Below are 15,500 nucleotides of genomic sequence, written 5' to 3' on the forward strand. Positions count from 1 at the left end.
GCGGGCTATATCTCAGTGACACCGCTGCGCGCAGATCTCACCGCCCATGACAGTCTCGCCCCCCTGGCAGAGGCCCTGAACACATGACCGCCACCGCCGAACAGAAAATGCAGTTCCTCTACGCGATCCGCTCCAAGGGCGTCACCGATCAGCGGGTGCTGACGGCAATGGAAAAAATCGACCGCGGCCCGTTTGTGCGCGGGGTGTTTTCTGAACGCGCCTATGAGGACACGCCGCTGCCAATCGCTTGTGGCCAGACCATCTCGCAACCCTCCGTGGTGGGGCTGATGACCCAGGCGCTGGAAGTGCAGCCGCGCGACAAGGTGCTGGAAGTCGGCACCGGCTCGGGCTACCAGGCCGCCATCCTCAGCCAACTGGCGCGCCGGGTCTATACGCTCGAGCGCCACCGCCGCCTGATCCGCGAAGCCCAGAGCATATTTGACCAGCTCAACCTGAGCAATGTCACTGCGATGACCGCCGACGGATCACGGGGTCTGCCCGACCAGGCGCCCTTTGACCGCATCCTCGTCACCGCCGCCGCCGAAGACCCGCCAGGCCCGCTCTTGGCGCAATTGCGGATTGGTGGCATTATGGTGTTGCCGGTGGGTCAGTCTGATGCGGTGCAGAGCCTGATCAAAGTGACACGGACGGAGACCGGGTTTGACTATGAAGAACTGCGTGCGGTGCGTTTTGTCCCCCTGATCGAAGGCCTGGGACAGGACTGACACACAGGCTGGTCACATGGGCCGGAACACGCTGATACCCGGCCCGGTCTGCAGACCGGGACCCGGACTGACACCGGGACAGACAGCCGGACTGACACCCGGGCAGACGATCGGACAGACGGCCGGACTGGAAATGGCGGGCAACCGCCCCTAAATAATATGTTTCAAACCTGGCAACAGACCGGGTCAATGGATGGATTGAGGACAAAAACATGGCAGCAGTAAGCCCTAAACTCCGTATTCTCCTTGCCGGCAGCGCGCTGGTGGTGCTCGCTGGCTGTGCCCAGCCACTTGACTTTGACCTGCGCAGCATCGGCAGCGGCTTTGACACCAGCGAGGCGGCACTGGCCGCGACCAATGCCCGGCCACGCGCCGACAGTCGCGGCGTGATCTCCTACCCCAGCTACCAGGTGGTGGTGGCCCGGCGCGGTGACCGCGTTTCTGACGTGGCCAACCGGATCGGCCTGCCGGCAGACCAGCTCGCCGTCTATAATGGCATCCCGGCTGACGCGGTGCTTCGCGCCGGCGAAATCATTTCCCTGCCGGTGCGCATCGCCGAGATCCCAGGGCTCTCAGCCGGTGCCACAGCCGGCGGCGTGAACACCGAAACCCTCAGCATCACCTCGCTGGCCGACAGCGCCTTAAACCGCGCCGAAGGCAATACGACGAACAGCGCCGCTGTCGCGCCTGTGCGCACCGCGCCCGCCACAGGCACGGCCACCGGGATCCAGCCTGGCCCCGAACCCACCCGCCACAAGGTCACCCGTGGCGAAACCGCCTATTCTGTAGCCCGGCTTTATGGCGTCACCGTGCGGGCGCTTGCGGAGTGGAATGGTCTGGGCAAAGACCTGGAAGTGCGCGAAGGCCAGTATCTGCTGATCCCGACCCGCGAAAGCGACAACCCGCCCGCCGCCTCCGCCACGGTCAGCGCACCCGGCGCCGGCAGCCCGACCCCGACCCCGCCAAGCGCTGCCACCGCACTGCCGGAAAAAATCACCACCGCCACGCCGCCGCCCGCCCCCGATCTGGGCCCTGCCACCAGCACCGCCCAGCTGGCCCTGCCGGTGCCGGGTAAAATCGTGCGCGATTATGACAAGAATAAATCCGCCTTCATCCTGTTCAGCGCCAGCGCCGGCACCCAGGTCAGCGCCGCCGCCAACGGCACGGTGAAACTGGTGTCCAAAAACGCCGACGGAGTCGGCATTATGGTGATCGACCACGGCAACGGGCTGCAGTCGGCCTATAGTTTCATTGAAGACGTTTCGGTGAAAAAAGGCGACAGTGTCAGCCGCGGCCAGACCATCGCCAAAGTGGCCGCCAACGAGTTCAGCGCTTTGCAGTTCATGGTGTTCAAAGGCACCCGCACCGTCGACCCGACCCCCTATCTGAACTGATCCGGGGCACAATCCGCGGAGATCGGAGCGCTTGGGTCTGGCTGTGCGCCGCAAAAACTTCTTGCCTTCGGCGAGGATATTTGTGCCAAAAAGAAACCGGCACCATTCTCCTGCCCGCCGGGGAGCTCTGTTGCGTCAGGCATGAGAAGGACAGGGCGTGGTCTGTTTTTGCCGGGTTTGACCAAATCCGGCTCGGCACCAGATCCGTGCAAAGCCACGCCGGTTCTGCCCGCGCAGCGCGAAGGGCTGGAAGCCGGCAGGTCAAAGGAAAAATTCAGGGCAATATCTTTTCCGCCAGTACCTGAAAGCACCGCCTCCCGCAGGGCGCCGCACCCCAGTTTCTTTTTGGTGCAAATATCCTCGCCGAAGGCCAGAATCTTAGCCGCTTGCCCATCACCAGAAAAAAACCCCGCCACATTCCTGCACCGGGGCTTCCATGTCTCGCGGTAACGGCTGCTTAAAGCACCACCCCGCGCCGCCCGGCCAGATCGGTGAAATACTGCCAGGCCACCCGCCCTGAACGGCTGCCGCGCGTGGCCTGCCATTCAATCGCTTCTGCCCGGAGCGTGTCTTCATCAATCTCAATGCCCCAGGCGCGGCAATAGCCCCGGATCATCTCCAGATATTCGTCCTGATCACAGGGGTGGAACCCCAGCCACAGGCCAAACCGGTCCGACAGCGATACTTTTTCTTCCACCGCTTCCGACGGGCTGATGGAAGAACTGCGCTCATTCTCGATCATATCGCGCGGCATCAGATGACGACGGTTAGAAGTGGCATAAAACAGCACATTGTCCGGCCGCCCTTCAATGCCCCCGTCCAGCACCGCTTTCAAGGATTTGTAATGCTGGTCATCATGAGAAAACGACAGGTCATCGCAAAACAGGATAAAGCGCTCCGAACTGGCGCGCAGCAGCGTCAGAAGCCGCGAAATAGACGGCAGGTCTTCGCGCTGTACCTCAACAATCTTAAGCACCAGCCCCTGGCGCAACACTTCGGCATGCACCGATTTCACCAGCGACGATTTTCCCATGCCGCGGGCGCCCCACAGCAGCGCATTGTTGGCTGGCAGGCCGCGGGCAAACTGCAGAGTGTTTTCCAGCAGGGTATCGCGCGACCGGCTGATGCCGATCAGCAGCGACAGATCGACCCTGCTGACGTCCGGCACCGGCACCACTGCGTCAGGCTCCACGTGCCAGATAAACGCGTCCGCTGCGCCAAACTCCGCCGCGGCCAGAGGCGCCGGAGCCATTCGCTCCAGCGCCTCTGCGATCCGGTTCAGAACCAGCCGGCTCATTTACCAGCCTCGTCGTCCAAGAAGTCTTCTTCTTCGTCCTCAAACTCGTCAAACAGGCTCTCATCTTCGCCCAGAAGACCTTCTGCACGCATCCGTTTTTCGCGTTTGCCTTCCACCCGGCGGACCAGCCAGATCGAAATTTCATAGAGCCCGTAGACCACCACGAACAGGATGACCTGGGTGATCACATCCGGCGGGGTCACCAGCGCGGCCAGCAACAGAATGCCAACCACCGCATATTTGCGCACCGCACCCAGACCCCGGCTGGACACCAGCCCGGCCTTGCCCATCAGCGTCAGCAGAACCGGCAGCTGAAAACACAGACCAAAGGCCACGATCATTTTGAGCGTGATGTCGAGCGTCTCATTCACCTTGCCCTGAAACACGATGTCGATACCAGTGTCGGCCCTGCCGGCAACGATGTCATCCGCCGCAGGCGCCAGCGCCGTCAGAATCGAGGAGGCATCGGCAAATCCCAGGAAGAACTGCATCGCCAGCGGTGTCACCACATAATGAGCAAAAGAGGCGCCAATCAGGAACATCGCCGGAGACGCCACCAGGAAGGGCAGAAAGGCACCCTTTTCGTTCTTGTAAAGGCCGGGCGCCACAAAGCGCCACATCTGAAAGCCGATCACCGGAAAGGACAGGCCCAGACCAAACACCATCGACAGCCGGATCAGGGTAAAGAAATACTCCTGCGGCGCGGTGTATTGCATCACCGGATTGTCGTTGCCCAGCTCCCGCATGGTGGCCTCAATCGGCGTCAGCAGGAAATCCAGCAGAATATCGCCAAAGGTGAAACTGATCACCACCCCGATGATAAACGCCACAACCGATTTAATCAGCCGGTTGCGCAGCTCGGCCAGATGTTCAATCAGCGGCGCCGAAGAATCTTCGATCTCATCCGCAACGTCATCCGTCATATCCTCAGTCTGGCTCATCCGGCGCTCTCGTCTTTTGTGGCTGTTTTGGCGGCTTTAACCGGAGCCTTTTTGGCCGCGGTTTTTTTCACCGCCGGTTTTTTCACCGCAGCTTTTTTCGCTGCCGGCTTTTTGGCCGCAGTTTTTGTCGCCGCAGGTTTTTTGGCTGCTGATTTTTTAGCTGCAGCCTTCTTAGGTGCAGCCTTCTTCGCAGCAGGTTTTTTGGGCGCAACAACAGGTGCCGCCTCACCGCTTGCCGGCTTCGCCACCGCCTCAGCCGTTTGACGCGCGCTCGACGCTTTGGCGGTGGCCTCAGAGATTTTCTTTGCCGTCTCGGCCCGGGCCTCGGTCATCTCAGCGGTCTGCAGGTTCTTGCCGGCTGCTGTGGTGCTCTTGGCAGGGTCCCAGGTTTCAAATTTATCTGCTGCACCCTTCAACGCATCCAACCCCATCGCTTTGGGGTTTGTTGCGCTTTTCACCGTCTTGGCAATGTCTTTGACACCCGCCTCATCGGCCGCCTGTTCCATCGCACTGGAAAACTCCCGTGCCATGCTTTTGGCCCGGGCGGTAAACCGGCCCAGAGTGCGGAACATCCCCGGCAGGTCTTTTGGCCCCACCACGATGAGCGCAACAATAGCAACCAGAAGAAGTTCGGTCATACCGATATCAAACATGGTGCGCCGCCTTTATATAATTGGGGGCTTACGCCTTGTCTTTTTCGTCTTCGGGCGTCACGTCAACCGCCACATCAGCGGCTTCATCTTCGATTTCTTTTTTGCTGTCATCCACGCCTTTTTTGAACGCGGTGATGCCTTTGCCGACTTCGCCCATCAGCGAGGAAATCTTGCCGCGGCCAAACAGAACCAAAACCACAACAGCGATAAGCAGAAGGCCGGGAAGGCCGATATTGTTAAGCATGTATTTTCTCCGTGTTCAGACAGCCCGCGCCGTCTGCAATTCTTTCATGCACCACAATTAGGACGATAACCGGCGATGTAAAAGCACAATGCAACCGCGCGGTAAAATTATCGTCGCGCTGCCCAGACAGCAGGCAGGCGCGGTGCGGCACAAAACACTCCTGACAGGTATGTGTCAGGAGCCCCCCTGTATTCAGACCACGTTGAAACCCGAATCGGAGACATAAAATGTCAAACCCCATCGCTGAACTCGTCACCTTCCGCCTGATCCCTGGCACCGAACGCGCCACTTTCCTGGCCGCCGCAGCCAAAACCGAGGCGTTTGTCGCCAATGCCGGCGGCTTTCTGACCCGGACCCTGTCAGAGGCAGATGACGGCACCTGGACCGACCATGTGCTGTGGACCGATATGGCCGCAGCCAAGTCCGCCGGCGAAGCTTTTATGGGCTCCCCCGACACCCAGGACCTGATGGCGCTGATCGATCCGGCCTCTGTCAGCATGTCGCATCAGGCCACCGGCCTTGTGATGCGCAGCGCCTGACCCACACCTTCAATGATACGGAGACACTTGATGTCCACTTCCCCCCCTACCGCCGTCCACTACAGCTTCCGCCTGAAGCCCGGAACAGACCGTGAGGCGTTTCTCAAGGCCAGCGCCAATACCGGCCCGTTTATCAGCGAGGCACCTGGCTTCCTTTTTCGCCGCATCAGCGAAGCAGAAGACGGCACCTGGTCAGATCACGTGATCTGGGAGAGCCGCGCCGATTATGACGCGATCGACGCGGCCTTCATGCAGGAACCCGCCAGCGCTGATATGATCGCACTGATCGATCCCGCCACTTTTGCGCGCACGATCAGCTCGGTCCTGCTGCAAATGCTGCCGGCATAATCAAACCTGTCGCCGGGGCGGTCTTTGCGGACTTGACCCCGGCGCGGGCATCGGGAGACTGACCCCATGCGCCGCACTGACCGCCTTTTTGATCTGATCCAAATCCTGCGTGACGGGCGGTTGCACCGTGCCCAGGACCTGGCGGAAGAACTCGAGGTCTCGGTGCGCACCATCTACCGCGACATGGACACGCTGATGAGTTCAGGCACGCCGGTTGAGGGCGAACGCGGCATGGGCTATCAGATGACTGCGCCGATCACACTGCCACCGCTGAACCTGACAATGGAAGAGCTGGAAGCGCTGCATCTTGGTGTTGCGGTGCTGACCGAAGCGGCAGATCCCGACATCCAGAAAGCCGCCCGCACGCTGGCGCGTAAAATCGACGCCGTGCTGCCGGAAAACGCTGCTGCACCGGAACAAGGCTGGGGTTTTGCGGTCTATCCCTTTGCCGATGCCGCCGCCGGGTTTAAACATATGCCAGTGCTGCGTGCGGCAATCCGGGCGCGGCAGAAACTGCGCGTGAGCTATCAGAGCCTCGGTGGTGAACAGACAAACCGTATCGTGCGCCCGCTGCAGCTGGAATATTGGGGCCGGGTCTGGACCTGCTCGGTCTGGTGCGAATTGCGCAATGATTTCCGGATGTTCCGGGTGGACCGCATCGACACTTTGATCGAGATCGGCACCACATTTTCGGATGAGCCAGGCAAGAGCCTGGCTGACATGATGGCAATAATGACCCGGAAAAAAGCGACCAAAAACGGCACCTGAGCATGTGACCCAGGCCCCCGAACCGCAATAAGCAAAGGCCCCCTCCCGCCCGTCGTCCGCGCATCACAGATGCCCAGCCTCCCGTTGGGCCGCGCAGCTTCGCTTCGCTCAGCTGCAGCCACGCCATTGCAACCGGCGCACAGCCTGGCTGCGCAAGCAGTCAGGCTGCCCCCGAAGGCCGGGTCCGGCGCCTGCCGGAGACGGGGGAGGCGGGTGGCCGCGGCCCGTTGTTCAGGAAACGGCGCATCACCGGGCGGAGCACAGGCTACTTCACGAGGCGGAGCACAGCATATGGAACGGCCCCCCCGGGGAACGTCTCCGGTGTCATCTCCGGGACCATTCCCGCGTGAGTTTCAGAGGATCAGTCCTGCACAGGGAATACAAAGCAGCGTTCGCGCCGCAGCATCAGCCACAACGCGGTGCCGGATTTGGGCAGAAACACCGAGGGCACCGTCGCTTTCAGCATTGAGCCGTCAAACTCCATGCGGAACTCCACCAGGCTCTCGCGCCCCATGAAGCGTGCCCGTTCCACCACCGCGCGCGCCGGGGTGCCATCCTGTGGCGTCGGATGTGGCCCGCGCCCGCCGCGGTCAAAATCGATGCGCAGGTGTTGCGGCCGCACCACGATGTCCACCTCGGCGCCGTCCGGCACACCTGGCGCCAGAAAAGGCCCAAAGGCAGTTTCGGACAATGCCCCCTGCACCGTGCCACGTATCACATTGATATCACTGAAAAACGCCGCTGCAGCCTTGTCCACCGGCGCGTTATAAATATTATAGGGCGCGCCTTTCTGCACAATTTTGCCATCCCGCATCAGTGCAATCTGGTCCGCCATCCGCATCGCCTCATCCGGCTCGTGTGTCACCAGCAGCACCGCAGTGCCCTCGGCCTTCAGAACATCCAGGGTGGCGTCCCGTATCTCATCTTTCAGCCGCTCGTCCAGGCCGGAAAACGGCTCGTCCATCAGCATGATTGAGGGCCGTGGGGCCAGCGCCCGCGCCAGCGCCACTCGCTGCTGCTCGCCGCCGGACAGTTGATGCGGATACATTTCCAGCGACTGGAGCAGGTCCACCTTGCCCAGCAGTTCCGCCACCCGGTCCCGTTTCGCAGCCCGGCTGCCCTGCAGGCCAAAACTGACGTTGTCCGCCACAGACAGATGCGGAAACAGAGCGAAATCCTGAAACATCAGCCCTATCGAACGTCCCTCAGGCGGCACCCGGTAAATGGTGTCGCAGACCAGCTCGCCATCGACGTAAATCTCGCCGCTGTTCTGTTCATCCACCCCGGCAATGATGCGCAGCGTGGTGGATTTGCCGCAGCCCGACGGGCCCAGCAGACAGGTCACCTCGCCCGGCATCACCTGCAGCGACACGCCCTGCACCACTTCACGCCCACCAAACCTGCGGCGAATGTCTTTAATTTCAAGTCTTGGTTGTAACTGCTGCACGAAACGCCCCGGTTCTCTGACCAATTCGGTTGGGTACCGGGTTAGCAGCCCCACCGGGCCTCCGCAAGCGCCCGCAGACCAAAGGGCCTTCACATCCGTCGCACAATCCGCGGATCAACGCAGAACGGCCAGGTGACGCGTGGCGGTGCCGCGAGCACCAGCATACGCCCGCCGCGCGCCGCTTTGGCGCTTTGGCGCTGCGGATCCGGGCGCAACAGACGGGCCACTAAGAGGAGTCAGACAGGGCAGAACATGTGCCAGTCAGCGCGGGCCACAGTCAGTCCACAGTTAGACCACAGCCAGACCGCCACAAAAATGGCGCCGCCCGGGTCCTGCCAGGGCGGCGCCATCATGTATTTCCCAGCCGCTGTCCGGATCCGGATCCGGATCAGACGCTGATATTGGCGGAGCCGCCGTCCAGCATCACATTCTGCCCGACCATATAACCAGCGTATTGTGAACACATGAAAGCGCAGGTGGCGCCAAATTCCGCAGCGGTGCCATAACGACGCGCCGGGATGGTGGACTTGCGCAACTCGCGCGCTTCTTTCAGCGACAGTTTCTGGTTTTTCGCCGCAGTCTGGTCCAGCGAATCAGCCCGGTCCGTGGCGTGAATGCCCGGCAACAGATTGTTGATGGCCACCCCGGCGCCGGCAACCTGGCGCGCGGTGCCCGCCACATAGCCGGTCAGCCCCATACGCGCCGCGTTGGACAGGCCCAGCATCGGGATCGGCGAACGCACTGAGGCGCTGGTGATGTTCACCACCCGGCCCCAGCTGCGGTTGATCATGCCCGGCAGGATCGCTTTCATCAGGGCCACCGGCGTCAGCATATTGGCGTCCAGCGCCCGGATAAAATCGTCCCGGTCCCAGTCGCTCCACATGCCCGGAGGCGGGCCACCGGCATTGGTCACCAGGATATCGACCTGTGTCGCCACATCCAGCACCCGCATGCGACCCTCAGGGTCGGTGATATCGGCCGCCACAGTGTCCACCCGGACGCCATAACGTTCGCGGATCGACTCCGCCACCGCATCCAGAACCGCCCCGTCACGCGCGTTCATCACCAGGTGCACGCCTGCCTCTGCAAGCGCTTCGGCACAGCCACGACCGAGGCCCTTGGAGGACGCGCAAACCAGCGCCCGCTTTCCAGAAATTCCAAGATCCATAACTCTCTCCTGTCGAAATTTAGTTGCAACACCAGTACCAGCCCAGCCGACAGGTGCAAGAGCGCCGCGCGATTCGCCTGCCGTTAATACCGGCCAATTAAACTGCCCCGGCCAGAGCCAGCCCGGATTCTGCCCAAATGCGGACAATCTTTGCGGATAGGTTAACAAACAGTGCCCCAAATGCGGAGATTTTCATGAAGAATGTGAACACGTTGCAGCCTGTGTCGCCACAGCCGGAGTTCTCCGCTATACATGATCTCCAAAGATCGCGGCAGCCGGTATCACCAGGGGGGGAGATACTGTTGCCCTGCCTGCGTATTTTCAGAGAGCCGCTGCTATGACCATCCATTCAGACCCTGTCACCCCGCCGGACGCAGGCGCGGATACGGTTACAGGCACCAGCGCTTGCGCCGCAAACGCTGCGGACAGTTTTGCAGCGGCCGGTCCGGCCCAAAGCCTGCCGGTCTACCGCGCCGGTGATTTTCGCGTCACCAGCGGCGTCAATCTGGGCGAACCGGTCACCGACGCCTCTGAACTGGAAATGGATGACGTGTTTGGCCTCGATGCCGGCGCGCAGATCTCCATGCTGAGCTTTTATTGCAATCAGAGTGGCGAGCAGTTTGTTCTCGCTTCCGACACAGAAACCGGCCACGCCGGGGCCGATCTCTTTCTCGATTGCTGTGCCACGTTCATGTCCCCCGACGGCTCCACTATCGAAGCGCTGATCCTGATTGAGACCGACAATGGTCTGATTGCCGGCACCTATCTGCTGCCGCTGGCGCCGGTGGAAACGGGCAAAGACTATGCGCTGGTGCAGATCAACCGCGACAATGCCCGTGCCCGGTTTGCCGAAGTCGCCTGCGTCTCTTTTACCCGCGGCACCCTGATCACCATGAGCAACGGGCTGCAGCGCCCGATCGAAGATCTGCGCCCCGGCGACAAGGTGCTGACCCGCAACAACGGGCCGCGCGAAATTCACTGGGTCGGGCAGCAGACCGTACGCGCCTCCGGTGCCCTCGCCCCGATCGTAATTCGCAAAGGCACGCTGAACAATGAAAACGACCTGGTGCTCAGCCCCAATCACCGGCTGTTCATCTATCAGCGCCGCGACCATATGGGCGCCGGGCGCTCTGAAATCATGGTCAAGGCTGAACGGCTGATCAACGGCACCTCCGTGGTGCAGTCGGTTGGCGGTTTTGTCGAGTATTTCCAACTGCTGTTTGAGCAGCACGAGATTATCTACGCCGAGGGCATTGCCGCCGAAAGCCTGTATGTCGACACCCGGGTAAAACCGGTGCTGCCGGCGGCTCTGCGCAATATTATGAGTTCCGGTGACGCGCCCGGTAACACCGCCGCACTGATCGAACTTGAGGACAGCGCCGTCTCCCCCGACCTGCTGCGCAGCGCCTCCGGCGGCTGAAACAGTGCAACGGGTCCGGCATTGCGCCCGGATCCGGCGGCAATCCCCCCGTTGCGCCGCCATGTCGCGCCCCTCTGTTCCGAACCGTGCGCTCCGGGGCGAGGATTCTGCCGGCGTCGCGCTAAAGCAACCGGCCGCCGCTGCATCCTCTCTGCGCCCTGTCCGCGTTTCCAACCGGGGCAAACCCGGCGCAAGCCAAAACGCCCCCCCCCAAAAGGCGCAGCGCCCGTCCCTTTTTTCAAACCGGCGCGTCCGGAGCCGGTCACCCGCCGGTGTCAGGCGACAGCTTCCGGCAGCGCAATAGTCCACCAGCCCCCCCCAAAAAAAGCGATCCCATAGCACAGCCCGGCTGCCCCCGGTCGCCCCGGGTCGCCTCCTGCTCCTGCCACTGTGTGTCCGCGCGCGCCACCTGGCGTCCCTGCCCGCCCGAAACCATCCGCCCCTGCCAGGCAACGCCAAAACGCACGCCAGATCACCTGGCTGTGTCAGGCGACAACCTGACGTCGCTGCGCCCTTGTGGCAGCACCGCCGCGACGCTATACGCAAACCATGTCAGATCGCACCCATACCGCCCTCAGCCTGCCGGACGAAATCGCCCGGCGCCGCACTTTTGCCATCATCTCGCACCCCGATGCGGGCAAAACCACGCTGACGGAAAAATTCCTGCTCTATGGTGGCGCCATCCAGATGGCCGGCCAGGTGCGCGCCAAGGGCGAAGCACGACGCACCCGCTCTGATTTTATGCAGATGGAAAAAGACCGCGGCATCTCGGTCTCGGCCTCGGCAATGTCGTTTGACTACGGGTCCTGCCGCTTTAACCTGGTGGACACGCCCGGCCACTCCGATTTTTCGGAAGACACCTACCGCACCCTGACGGCGGTGGATGCGGCGGTGATGGTGATTGACGGCGCCAAAGGGGTGGAAAGCCAGACGCGCAAACTGTTTGAAGTCTGTCGCCTGCGCGACCTGCCGATTCTGACCTTCTGTAATAAAATGGACCGCGAAAGCCGCGACACCTTTGATATTATTGATGAGATCCAGGAAAACCTCGCGATTGACGTGACCCCGGTGACCTGGCCCATCGGCGTGGGACGTGAGTTTATCGGCTGTTACGACATGATCAACGACCGGCTCGAACTGATGGACCGGGGCGACCGCAACGTGGTGGCGGAAACCATCGCCATTGAAGGGTTGGACGATCCGCGTCTGGCCGATCACGTGCCCGCCGACCTGCTGGAAAAACTGCGCGAAGAAGTCGAAATGGTGCGCGAACTGATGCCCGCCTTTGACCACGCGGCGATGCTGGAGGGCACGCTGACCCCGATCTGGTTCGGCTCTGCGATCAACAGTTTTGGTGTGCGCGAGCTGATGGAGGGCATCGCCAGCTTTGGCCCGCTGCCGCAGCCGCAAAAAGCCCAGTCCCGCACCATTGATCCGGCCGAGAAAAAAGTCGCTGGTTTTGTGTTCAAAGTTCAGGCCAATATGGACCCGAAGCACCGCGACCGGGTGGCCTTTGTACGCATGGCCTCGGGCCATTTCAAACGCGGCATGAAACTGACCCATGTGCGCAGCAAAAAACAGATGGCGATCTCCAACCCGGTGCTGTTTCTTGCCGCCGACCGCGAGTTGGCAGAAGAGGCCTGGGCCGGCGATATCATCGGCATTCCCAACCATGGCCAGCTGCGCATCGGCGACACGCTGACCGAGGGCGAAGCCCTGCGCGTGGCCGGCATCCCGTCCTTTGCCCCAGAACTGCTGCAGACCGTGCGCGCCGGTGATCCGCTGAAATCCAAACATCTGGAAAAAGCGCTGATGCAGTTTGCCGAAGAAGGCGCTGCCAAAGTGTTCAAACCCTCAATCGGCTCCGGCTATATCGTCGGTGTGGTCGGCGCGCTGCAATTTGAAGTGCTGGCCAGCCGCATCGAGCTTGAATACGGGCTGCCGGTGCATTTTGGCGCCTCCCAGTTCACCTCTGCGCGCTGGGTCACCGGCCCTGAGGCGGTGCTGGACAGGTTCGTCGCCACCAATCCGCAGCACATCAGCCATGACCATGACGGCGACGTGGTCTATCTGACCCGGCTGCAATGGGACATCGACCGGATCGAGCGCGATTTCCCCGACCTGACCCTGAGCGCCACCAAAGAAATGATGATATAAGCCGGTCGATCCGGCGGCCCGGGCTGCCCTGGCCGCCGCGGTTGCTCTGACGGCCCTGGCCGCGTGTCCCCGTCTGCGGTCTGGCCGCAGCGCTTCGCCCGTTTCGCAGGCCGCGCCGCCCCGTCCGCAGGCCGCTCCGCCCGGTTCGCAGGCCGCGCCGCCCCGTCGGCCCGGTTTCGGCAACGCCCTGTGTACCGCCCCCCCGTCGTGCCCCTCAAAGCGCTGTGCGCCCCCGGACACCCGGAGCGGCCGCGCCAGGGGTGATTCTGCGGTTTCCGGTTTTTGGCCACCAATATCCGCGCCATGTTAGCCAGCCGGGCAGCAACCTGGCCATCTCAGCCCGACACCAGGCCTCTGACAGCAACAAGTTTGCAACCTTGCAGGCGATTCCGCGCTGAAAACCGCACATCTCAGCGCAGAAAGCCGCGCCAGGCGCCGCTTCCTTGACCTTATTCCCCATTTAGGCTACCCCTGCGCGCACCTGTTTGACCACAGGCACCCGACGCTGGGACGCGTCAGACCATGCGTCCCCAAATTCATGCGGACCGACTCCGCATCATACTGGACGCACATGACAAAATTCTCTGACCTAAATCTGAGTCCCAAAGTTCTGAAAGCCATTCAAGACACCGGGTATGAAATCCCGACCCCGATCCAGGCTGGCGCCATCCCGCCTGCGCTTGAGGGCCGCGATGTGCTGGGCATTGCCCAGACCGGTACCGGCAAAACGGCCTCTTTTGTGCTGCCGATGCTGACCATGCTGGCCAAGGGCCGCGCCCGCGCCCGCATGCCGCGCAGCCTCGTGCTGGCGCCGACACGCGAACTGGCCGCCCAGGTCGCGGCAAATTTCGACACCTATTCCAAACATCTGAAACTGACCAAAGCCCTGCTGATCGGCGGCGTCTCCTTCAAAGAGCAGGACATGCTGATTGACCGTGGCGTCGACGTTCTGATTGCGACCCCTGGCCGGTTGCTGGACCATTTCAGCCGTGGCAAACTGCTGCTCACCGGCGTGCAGATCATGGTGGTGGACGAAGCCGACCGCATGCTCGACATGGGTTTCATTCCCGACATTGAGCGCATTTTCAACCTGACGCCCTTCACCCGGCAGACCCTGTTCTTCTCCGCCACTATGGCGCCTGAAATCGAACGCATCACCAATACGTTCCTCTCCAACCCGGAACGCATTGAGGTCGCGCGTCAGGCCACCACCGGCGAAAACATCACACAATCCGTGGTGATGTTCAAAGCCAGCCGCAAAGACCGTGCCGCCACCGAAAAACGCCGGCTGCTGCGGGCAATTATTGATGGTGAAGGCGACAATCTTACCAACGGCATCATCTTCTGCAACCGCAAGGTTGATGTGGATGTCGTGGCCAAATCGCTGACCAAATACGGCTATGACGCCGCCCCGATCCATGGCGACCTTGACCAAAGCCAGCGCACGCGCACCCTTGAAGGGTTCCGCAACGGCGATCTGAAGATCCTCGTTGCCTCCGACGTCGCAGCCCGCGGGCTCGATGTGCCTTCTGTCAGCCATGTGTTCAATTTCGACGTGCCGGGCCACGCCGAAGACTATGTGCACCGGATTGGCCGCACCGGCCGTGCCGGACGCGATGGCAAAGCGATGATGATCTGTGAGCCACGCGACGAAAAGAACCTCGCGGCGATCGAAAATCTGGTGAAAAATGAAATTCCGCGCGGCGACAACCCGGTGAAAACGGTGAAACGCAGCCGCAGAACCGATGCGGCTCAGACGGACGTCACCGCCGCTGCGCCAGCCCCCTCCACATCCGTGGACAGCACAGCGGTAATCGCGCCGGACGCCAAAGTGGAAGCGGTGGCAGAAACCACAGCCGCAACACCGGACGCAATCCAGACCAGCGACAAACCCAGACGCAGCCGCGTTTCGCGCAGCCGTTCGCGCGGTGGCGACAGCAAAACGGACAGCTCTGCGCGCAACGCGACGGGTCGCGACGCTGCCAACCGCAACGAGGCCGCTGAAGCCGCTCCGGTGGCTGACGCCGCTCCGGTGGCTGATGCCGCTCCGGCCCAGCCCCGCGAAGAGCGCGCCCCACGCCAGAACCAGCGTGACGGCCAGCGTGACAGTAAACGCGACACCCAGCGTGACAGTAAACGCGACGCCCAGCGTGACGGTAAACGCGATAACAGTCGTGACCAGGGCCGCGATCAGGGCCGCGATCAAAACAAACGCGGCGGCTACCAGAACAACCGACGTGGCGGCGGCAGCAATGTTGTGGGCATGGGCGACCACCTGCCCTCCTTCATCGCCCTCAGCTTTGACGAGCGTCGCGACGCCAGTTAAGCGCGAAAAACCTGACACCGCCGGCGCTTCGCCGGCACCAAAACGCCCGGGCTCAATGCCCGGGCGTTTTGGT

15 protein-coding genes and 1 pseudogene are annotated in these 15,500 nt (G+C 61.9%); 9 read left to right on the plus strand and 7 right to left on the minus strand.

What is annotated here, in order from left to right; translation table 11 throughout:
• The 3 genes and pseudogenes from DWA01_RS14730 to DWA01_RS14740 all read left to right on the plus strand — a co-directional run.
• Positions 1-87 (plus strand): annotated as a pseudogene (locus tag DWA01_RS14730) (5'/3'-nucleotidase SurE); the annotation flags it as partial.
• A complete protein-coding gene (locus DWA01_RS14735; protein ID WP_114286575.1) occupies positions 84-725 on the plus strand; it encodes a protein-L-isoaspartate(D-aspartate) O-methyltransferase in 642 nt (213 codons plus the stop codon). The pseudogene DWA01_RS14730 and the gene DWA01_RS14735, both read left to right, overlap by 4 nt.
• Positions 726-937: 212 nt before the next feature.
• Entirely contained in the window at positions 938-2,119 is a 1,182-nt protein-coding gene (locus DWA01_RS14740; protein WP_114286576.1) for a LysM peptidoglycan-binding domain-containing protein, read from the plus strand.
• Here the strand turns inward: DWA01_RS14740 and DWA01_RS14745 are convergent.
• From DWA01_RS14745 to DWA01_RS14765, 5 genes are read right to left on the minus strand one after another with little or no spacing between them, the layout of a single operon-like run.
• Positions 2,107-2,535 (minus strand): hypothetical protein, encoded by a 429-nt coding sequence (locus DWA01_RS14745; RefSeq protein WP_114286577.1) that lies wholly within the window; start codon positions 2,533-2,535, stop codon positions 2,107-2,109. The genes DWA01_RS14740 and DWA01_RS14745 overlap by 13 nt on opposite strands.
• A gap of 41 nt (positions 2,536-2,576) precedes the next feature.
• Complete coding sequence (locus DWA01_RS14750; RefSeq protein ID WP_114286578.1) at positions 2,577-3,416, minus strand: ATP-binding protein; 840 nt, start codon at positions 3,414-3,416, stop codon at positions 2,577-2,579.
• The gene (tatC, locus tag DWA01_RS14755) at positions 3,413-4,357 is read right to left on the minus strand and encodes a twin-arginine translocase subunit TatC (RefSeq protein ID WP_235008567.1); all 945 of its coding nucleotides are present in this window, start codon (positions 4,355-4,357) and stop codon (positions 3,413-3,415) included. Before tatC ends, DWA01_RS14750 begins: the two co-directional genes overlap by 4 nt.
• Positions 4,354-5,010, minus strand: coding sequence for a Sec-independent protein translocase protein TatB (tatB, locus tag DWA01_RS14760; RefSeq protein WP_114286579.1), 657 nt, complete (start codon positions 5,008-5,010; stop codon positions 4,354-4,356). Before tatB ends, tatC begins: the two co-directional genes overlap by 4 nt.
• 28 nt (positions 5,011-5,038) lie before the next feature.
• Positions 5,039-5,254 carry a twin-arginine translocase TatA/TatE family subunit gene (locus DWA01_RS14765; protein ID WP_114286580.1) on the minus strand — a complete coding sequence of 72 codons (216 nt, stop codon included), beginning with the start codon at positions 5,252-5,254 and terminating at the stop codon, positions 5,039-5,041.
• Positions 5,255-5,481: 227 nt separating this feature from the next.
• On the opposite strand from DWA01_RS14765, the gene DWA01_RS14770 reads away from it, so the two are divergent.
• The 3 genes from DWA01_RS14770 (at position 5,482) to DWA01_RS14780 (ending at position 6,909) form a co-directional block, all read left to right on the plus strand.
• Positions 5,482-5,793: a hypothetical protein gene (locus DWA01_RS14770; protein WP_114286581.1), complete on the plus strand. Its 312-nt coding sequence runs from the start codon at positions 5,482-5,484 to the stop codon at positions 5,791-5,793.
• 30 nt (positions 5,794-5,823) lie between these two features.
• Positions 5,824-6,141, plus strand: a complete 318-nt coding sequence (locus tag DWA01_RS14775) for an antibiotic biosynthesis monooxygenase family protein (protein WP_114286582.1) — start codon at positions 5,824-5,826, stop codon at positions 6,139-6,141.
• Positions 6,142-6,207: 66 nt separating this feature from the next.
• Entirely contained in the window at positions 6,208-6,909 is a 702-nt protein-coding gene (locus DWA01_RS14780; RefSeq protein WP_114286583.1) for a helix-turn-helix transcriptional regulator, read from the plus strand.
• Positions 6,910-7,270: 361 nt separating this feature from the next.
• Here the strand turns inward: DWA01_RS14780 and DWA01_RS14785 are convergent, their stop codons facing one another.
• Positions 7,271-8,356 carry an ABC transporter ATP-binding protein gene (locus DWA01_RS14785; protein WP_114286584.1) on the minus strand — a complete coding sequence of 362 codons (1,086 nt, stop codon included), beginning with the start codon at positions 8,354-8,356 and terminating at the stop codon, positions 7,271-7,273.
• A 388-nt stretch (positions 8,357-8,744) separates the two neighbouring features.
• Positions 8,745-9,524, minus strand: a complete 780-nt coding sequence (locus DWA01_RS14790; RefSeq protein WP_114286585.1) for an SDR family oxidoreductase — start codon at positions 9,522-9,524, stop codon at positions 8,745-8,747.
• 337 nt (positions 9,525-9,861) lie between these two features.
• Between DWA01_RS14790 and DWA01_RS14795 the strand changes: the two genes are divergently transcribed.
• The 3 genes from DWA01_RS14795 to DWA01_RS14805 all read left to right on the plus strand — a co-directional run bounded on the left by DWA01_RS14795 (position 9,862) and on the right by DWA01_RS14805 (position 15,427).
• The gene (locus DWA01_RS14795) at positions 9,862-10,944 is read left to right on the plus strand and encodes a Hint domain-containing protein (protein ID WP_114286586.1); all 1,083 of its coding nucleotides are present in this window, start codon (positions 9,862-9,864) and stop codon (positions 10,942-10,944) included.
• A 549-nt stretch (positions 10,945-11,493) separates the two neighbouring features.
• Positions 11,494-13,101: a peptide chain release factor 3 gene (locus tag DWA01_RS14800; protein ID WP_114286587.1), complete on the plus strand. Its 1,608-nt coding sequence runs from the start codon at positions 11,494-11,496 to the stop codon at positions 13,099-13,101.
• A gap of 571 nt (positions 13,102-13,672) precedes the next feature.
• Positions 13,673-15,427, plus strand: a complete 1,755-nt coding sequence (locus DWA01_RS14805; protein WP_114286588.1) for a DEAD/DEAH box helicase — start codon at positions 13,673-13,675, stop codon at positions 15,425-15,427.
• Positions 15,428-15,500: the final 73 nt, after the last annotated feature.

The sequence above is a fragment of the Candidatus Halocynthiibacter alkanivorans genome, from assembly GCF_003333265.1.
GTDB lineage: Bacteria > Pseudomonadota > Alphaproteobacteria > Rhodobacterales > Rhodobacteraceae > Halocyntiibacter_A > Halocyntiibacter_A alkanivorans.

Coding starts and splice junctions, on each gene's coding strand:
- DWA01_RS14775 (WP_114286582.1), top strand. CDS start 5,824: ATGTCCACTTCCCCCCCTACCGCCGTCCACTACAGCTTCCGCCTGAAG.
- DWA01_RS14800 (WP_114286587.1), top strand. CDS start 11,494: ATGTCAGATCGCACCCATACCGCCCTCAGCCTGCCGGACGAAATCGCC.
- DWA01_RS14765 (WP_114286580.1), bottom strand. CDS start 5,254: ATGCTTAACAATATCGGCCTTCCCGGCCTTCTGCTTATCGCTGTTGTG.
- DWA01_RS14805 (WP_114286588.1), top strand. CDS start 13,673: ATGACAAAATTCTCTGACCTAAATCTGAGTCCCAAAGTTCTGAAAGCC.
- DWA01_RS14770 (WP_114286581.1), top strand. CDS start 5,482: ATGTCAAACCCCATCGCTGAACTCGTCACCTTCCGCCTGATCCCTGGC.
- tatB (WP_114286579.1), bottom strand. CDS start 5,010: ATGTTTGATATCGGTATGACCGAACTTCTTCTGGTTGCTATTGTTGCG.
- DWA01_RS14795 (WP_114286586.1), top strand. CDS start 9,862: ATGACCATCCATTCAGACCCTGTCACCCCGCCGGACGCAGGCGCGGAT.
- DWA01_RS14740 (WP_114286576.1), top strand. CDS start 938: ATGGCAGCAGTAAGCCCTAAACTCCGTATTCTCCTTGCCGGCAGCGCG.
- DWA01_RS14780 (WP_114286583.1), top strand. CDS start 6,208: ATGCGCCGCACTGACCGCCTTTTTGATCTGATCCAAATCCTGCGTGAC.
- DWA01_RS14750 (WP_114286578.1), bottom strand. CDS start 3,416: ATGAGCCGGCTGGTTCTGAACCGGATCGCAGAGGCGCTGGAGCGAATG.
- DWA01_RS14790 (WP_114286585.1), bottom strand. CDS start 9,524: ATGGATCTTGGAATTTCTGGAAAGCGGGCGCTGGTTTGCGCGTCCTCC.
- tatC (WP_235008567.1), bottom strand. CDS start 4,357: ATGAGCCAGACTGAGGATATGACGGATGACGTTGCGGATGAGATCGAA.
- DWA01_RS14735 (WP_114286575.1), top strand. CDS start 84: ATGACCGCCACCGCCGAACAGAAAATGCAGTTCCTCTACGCGATCCGC.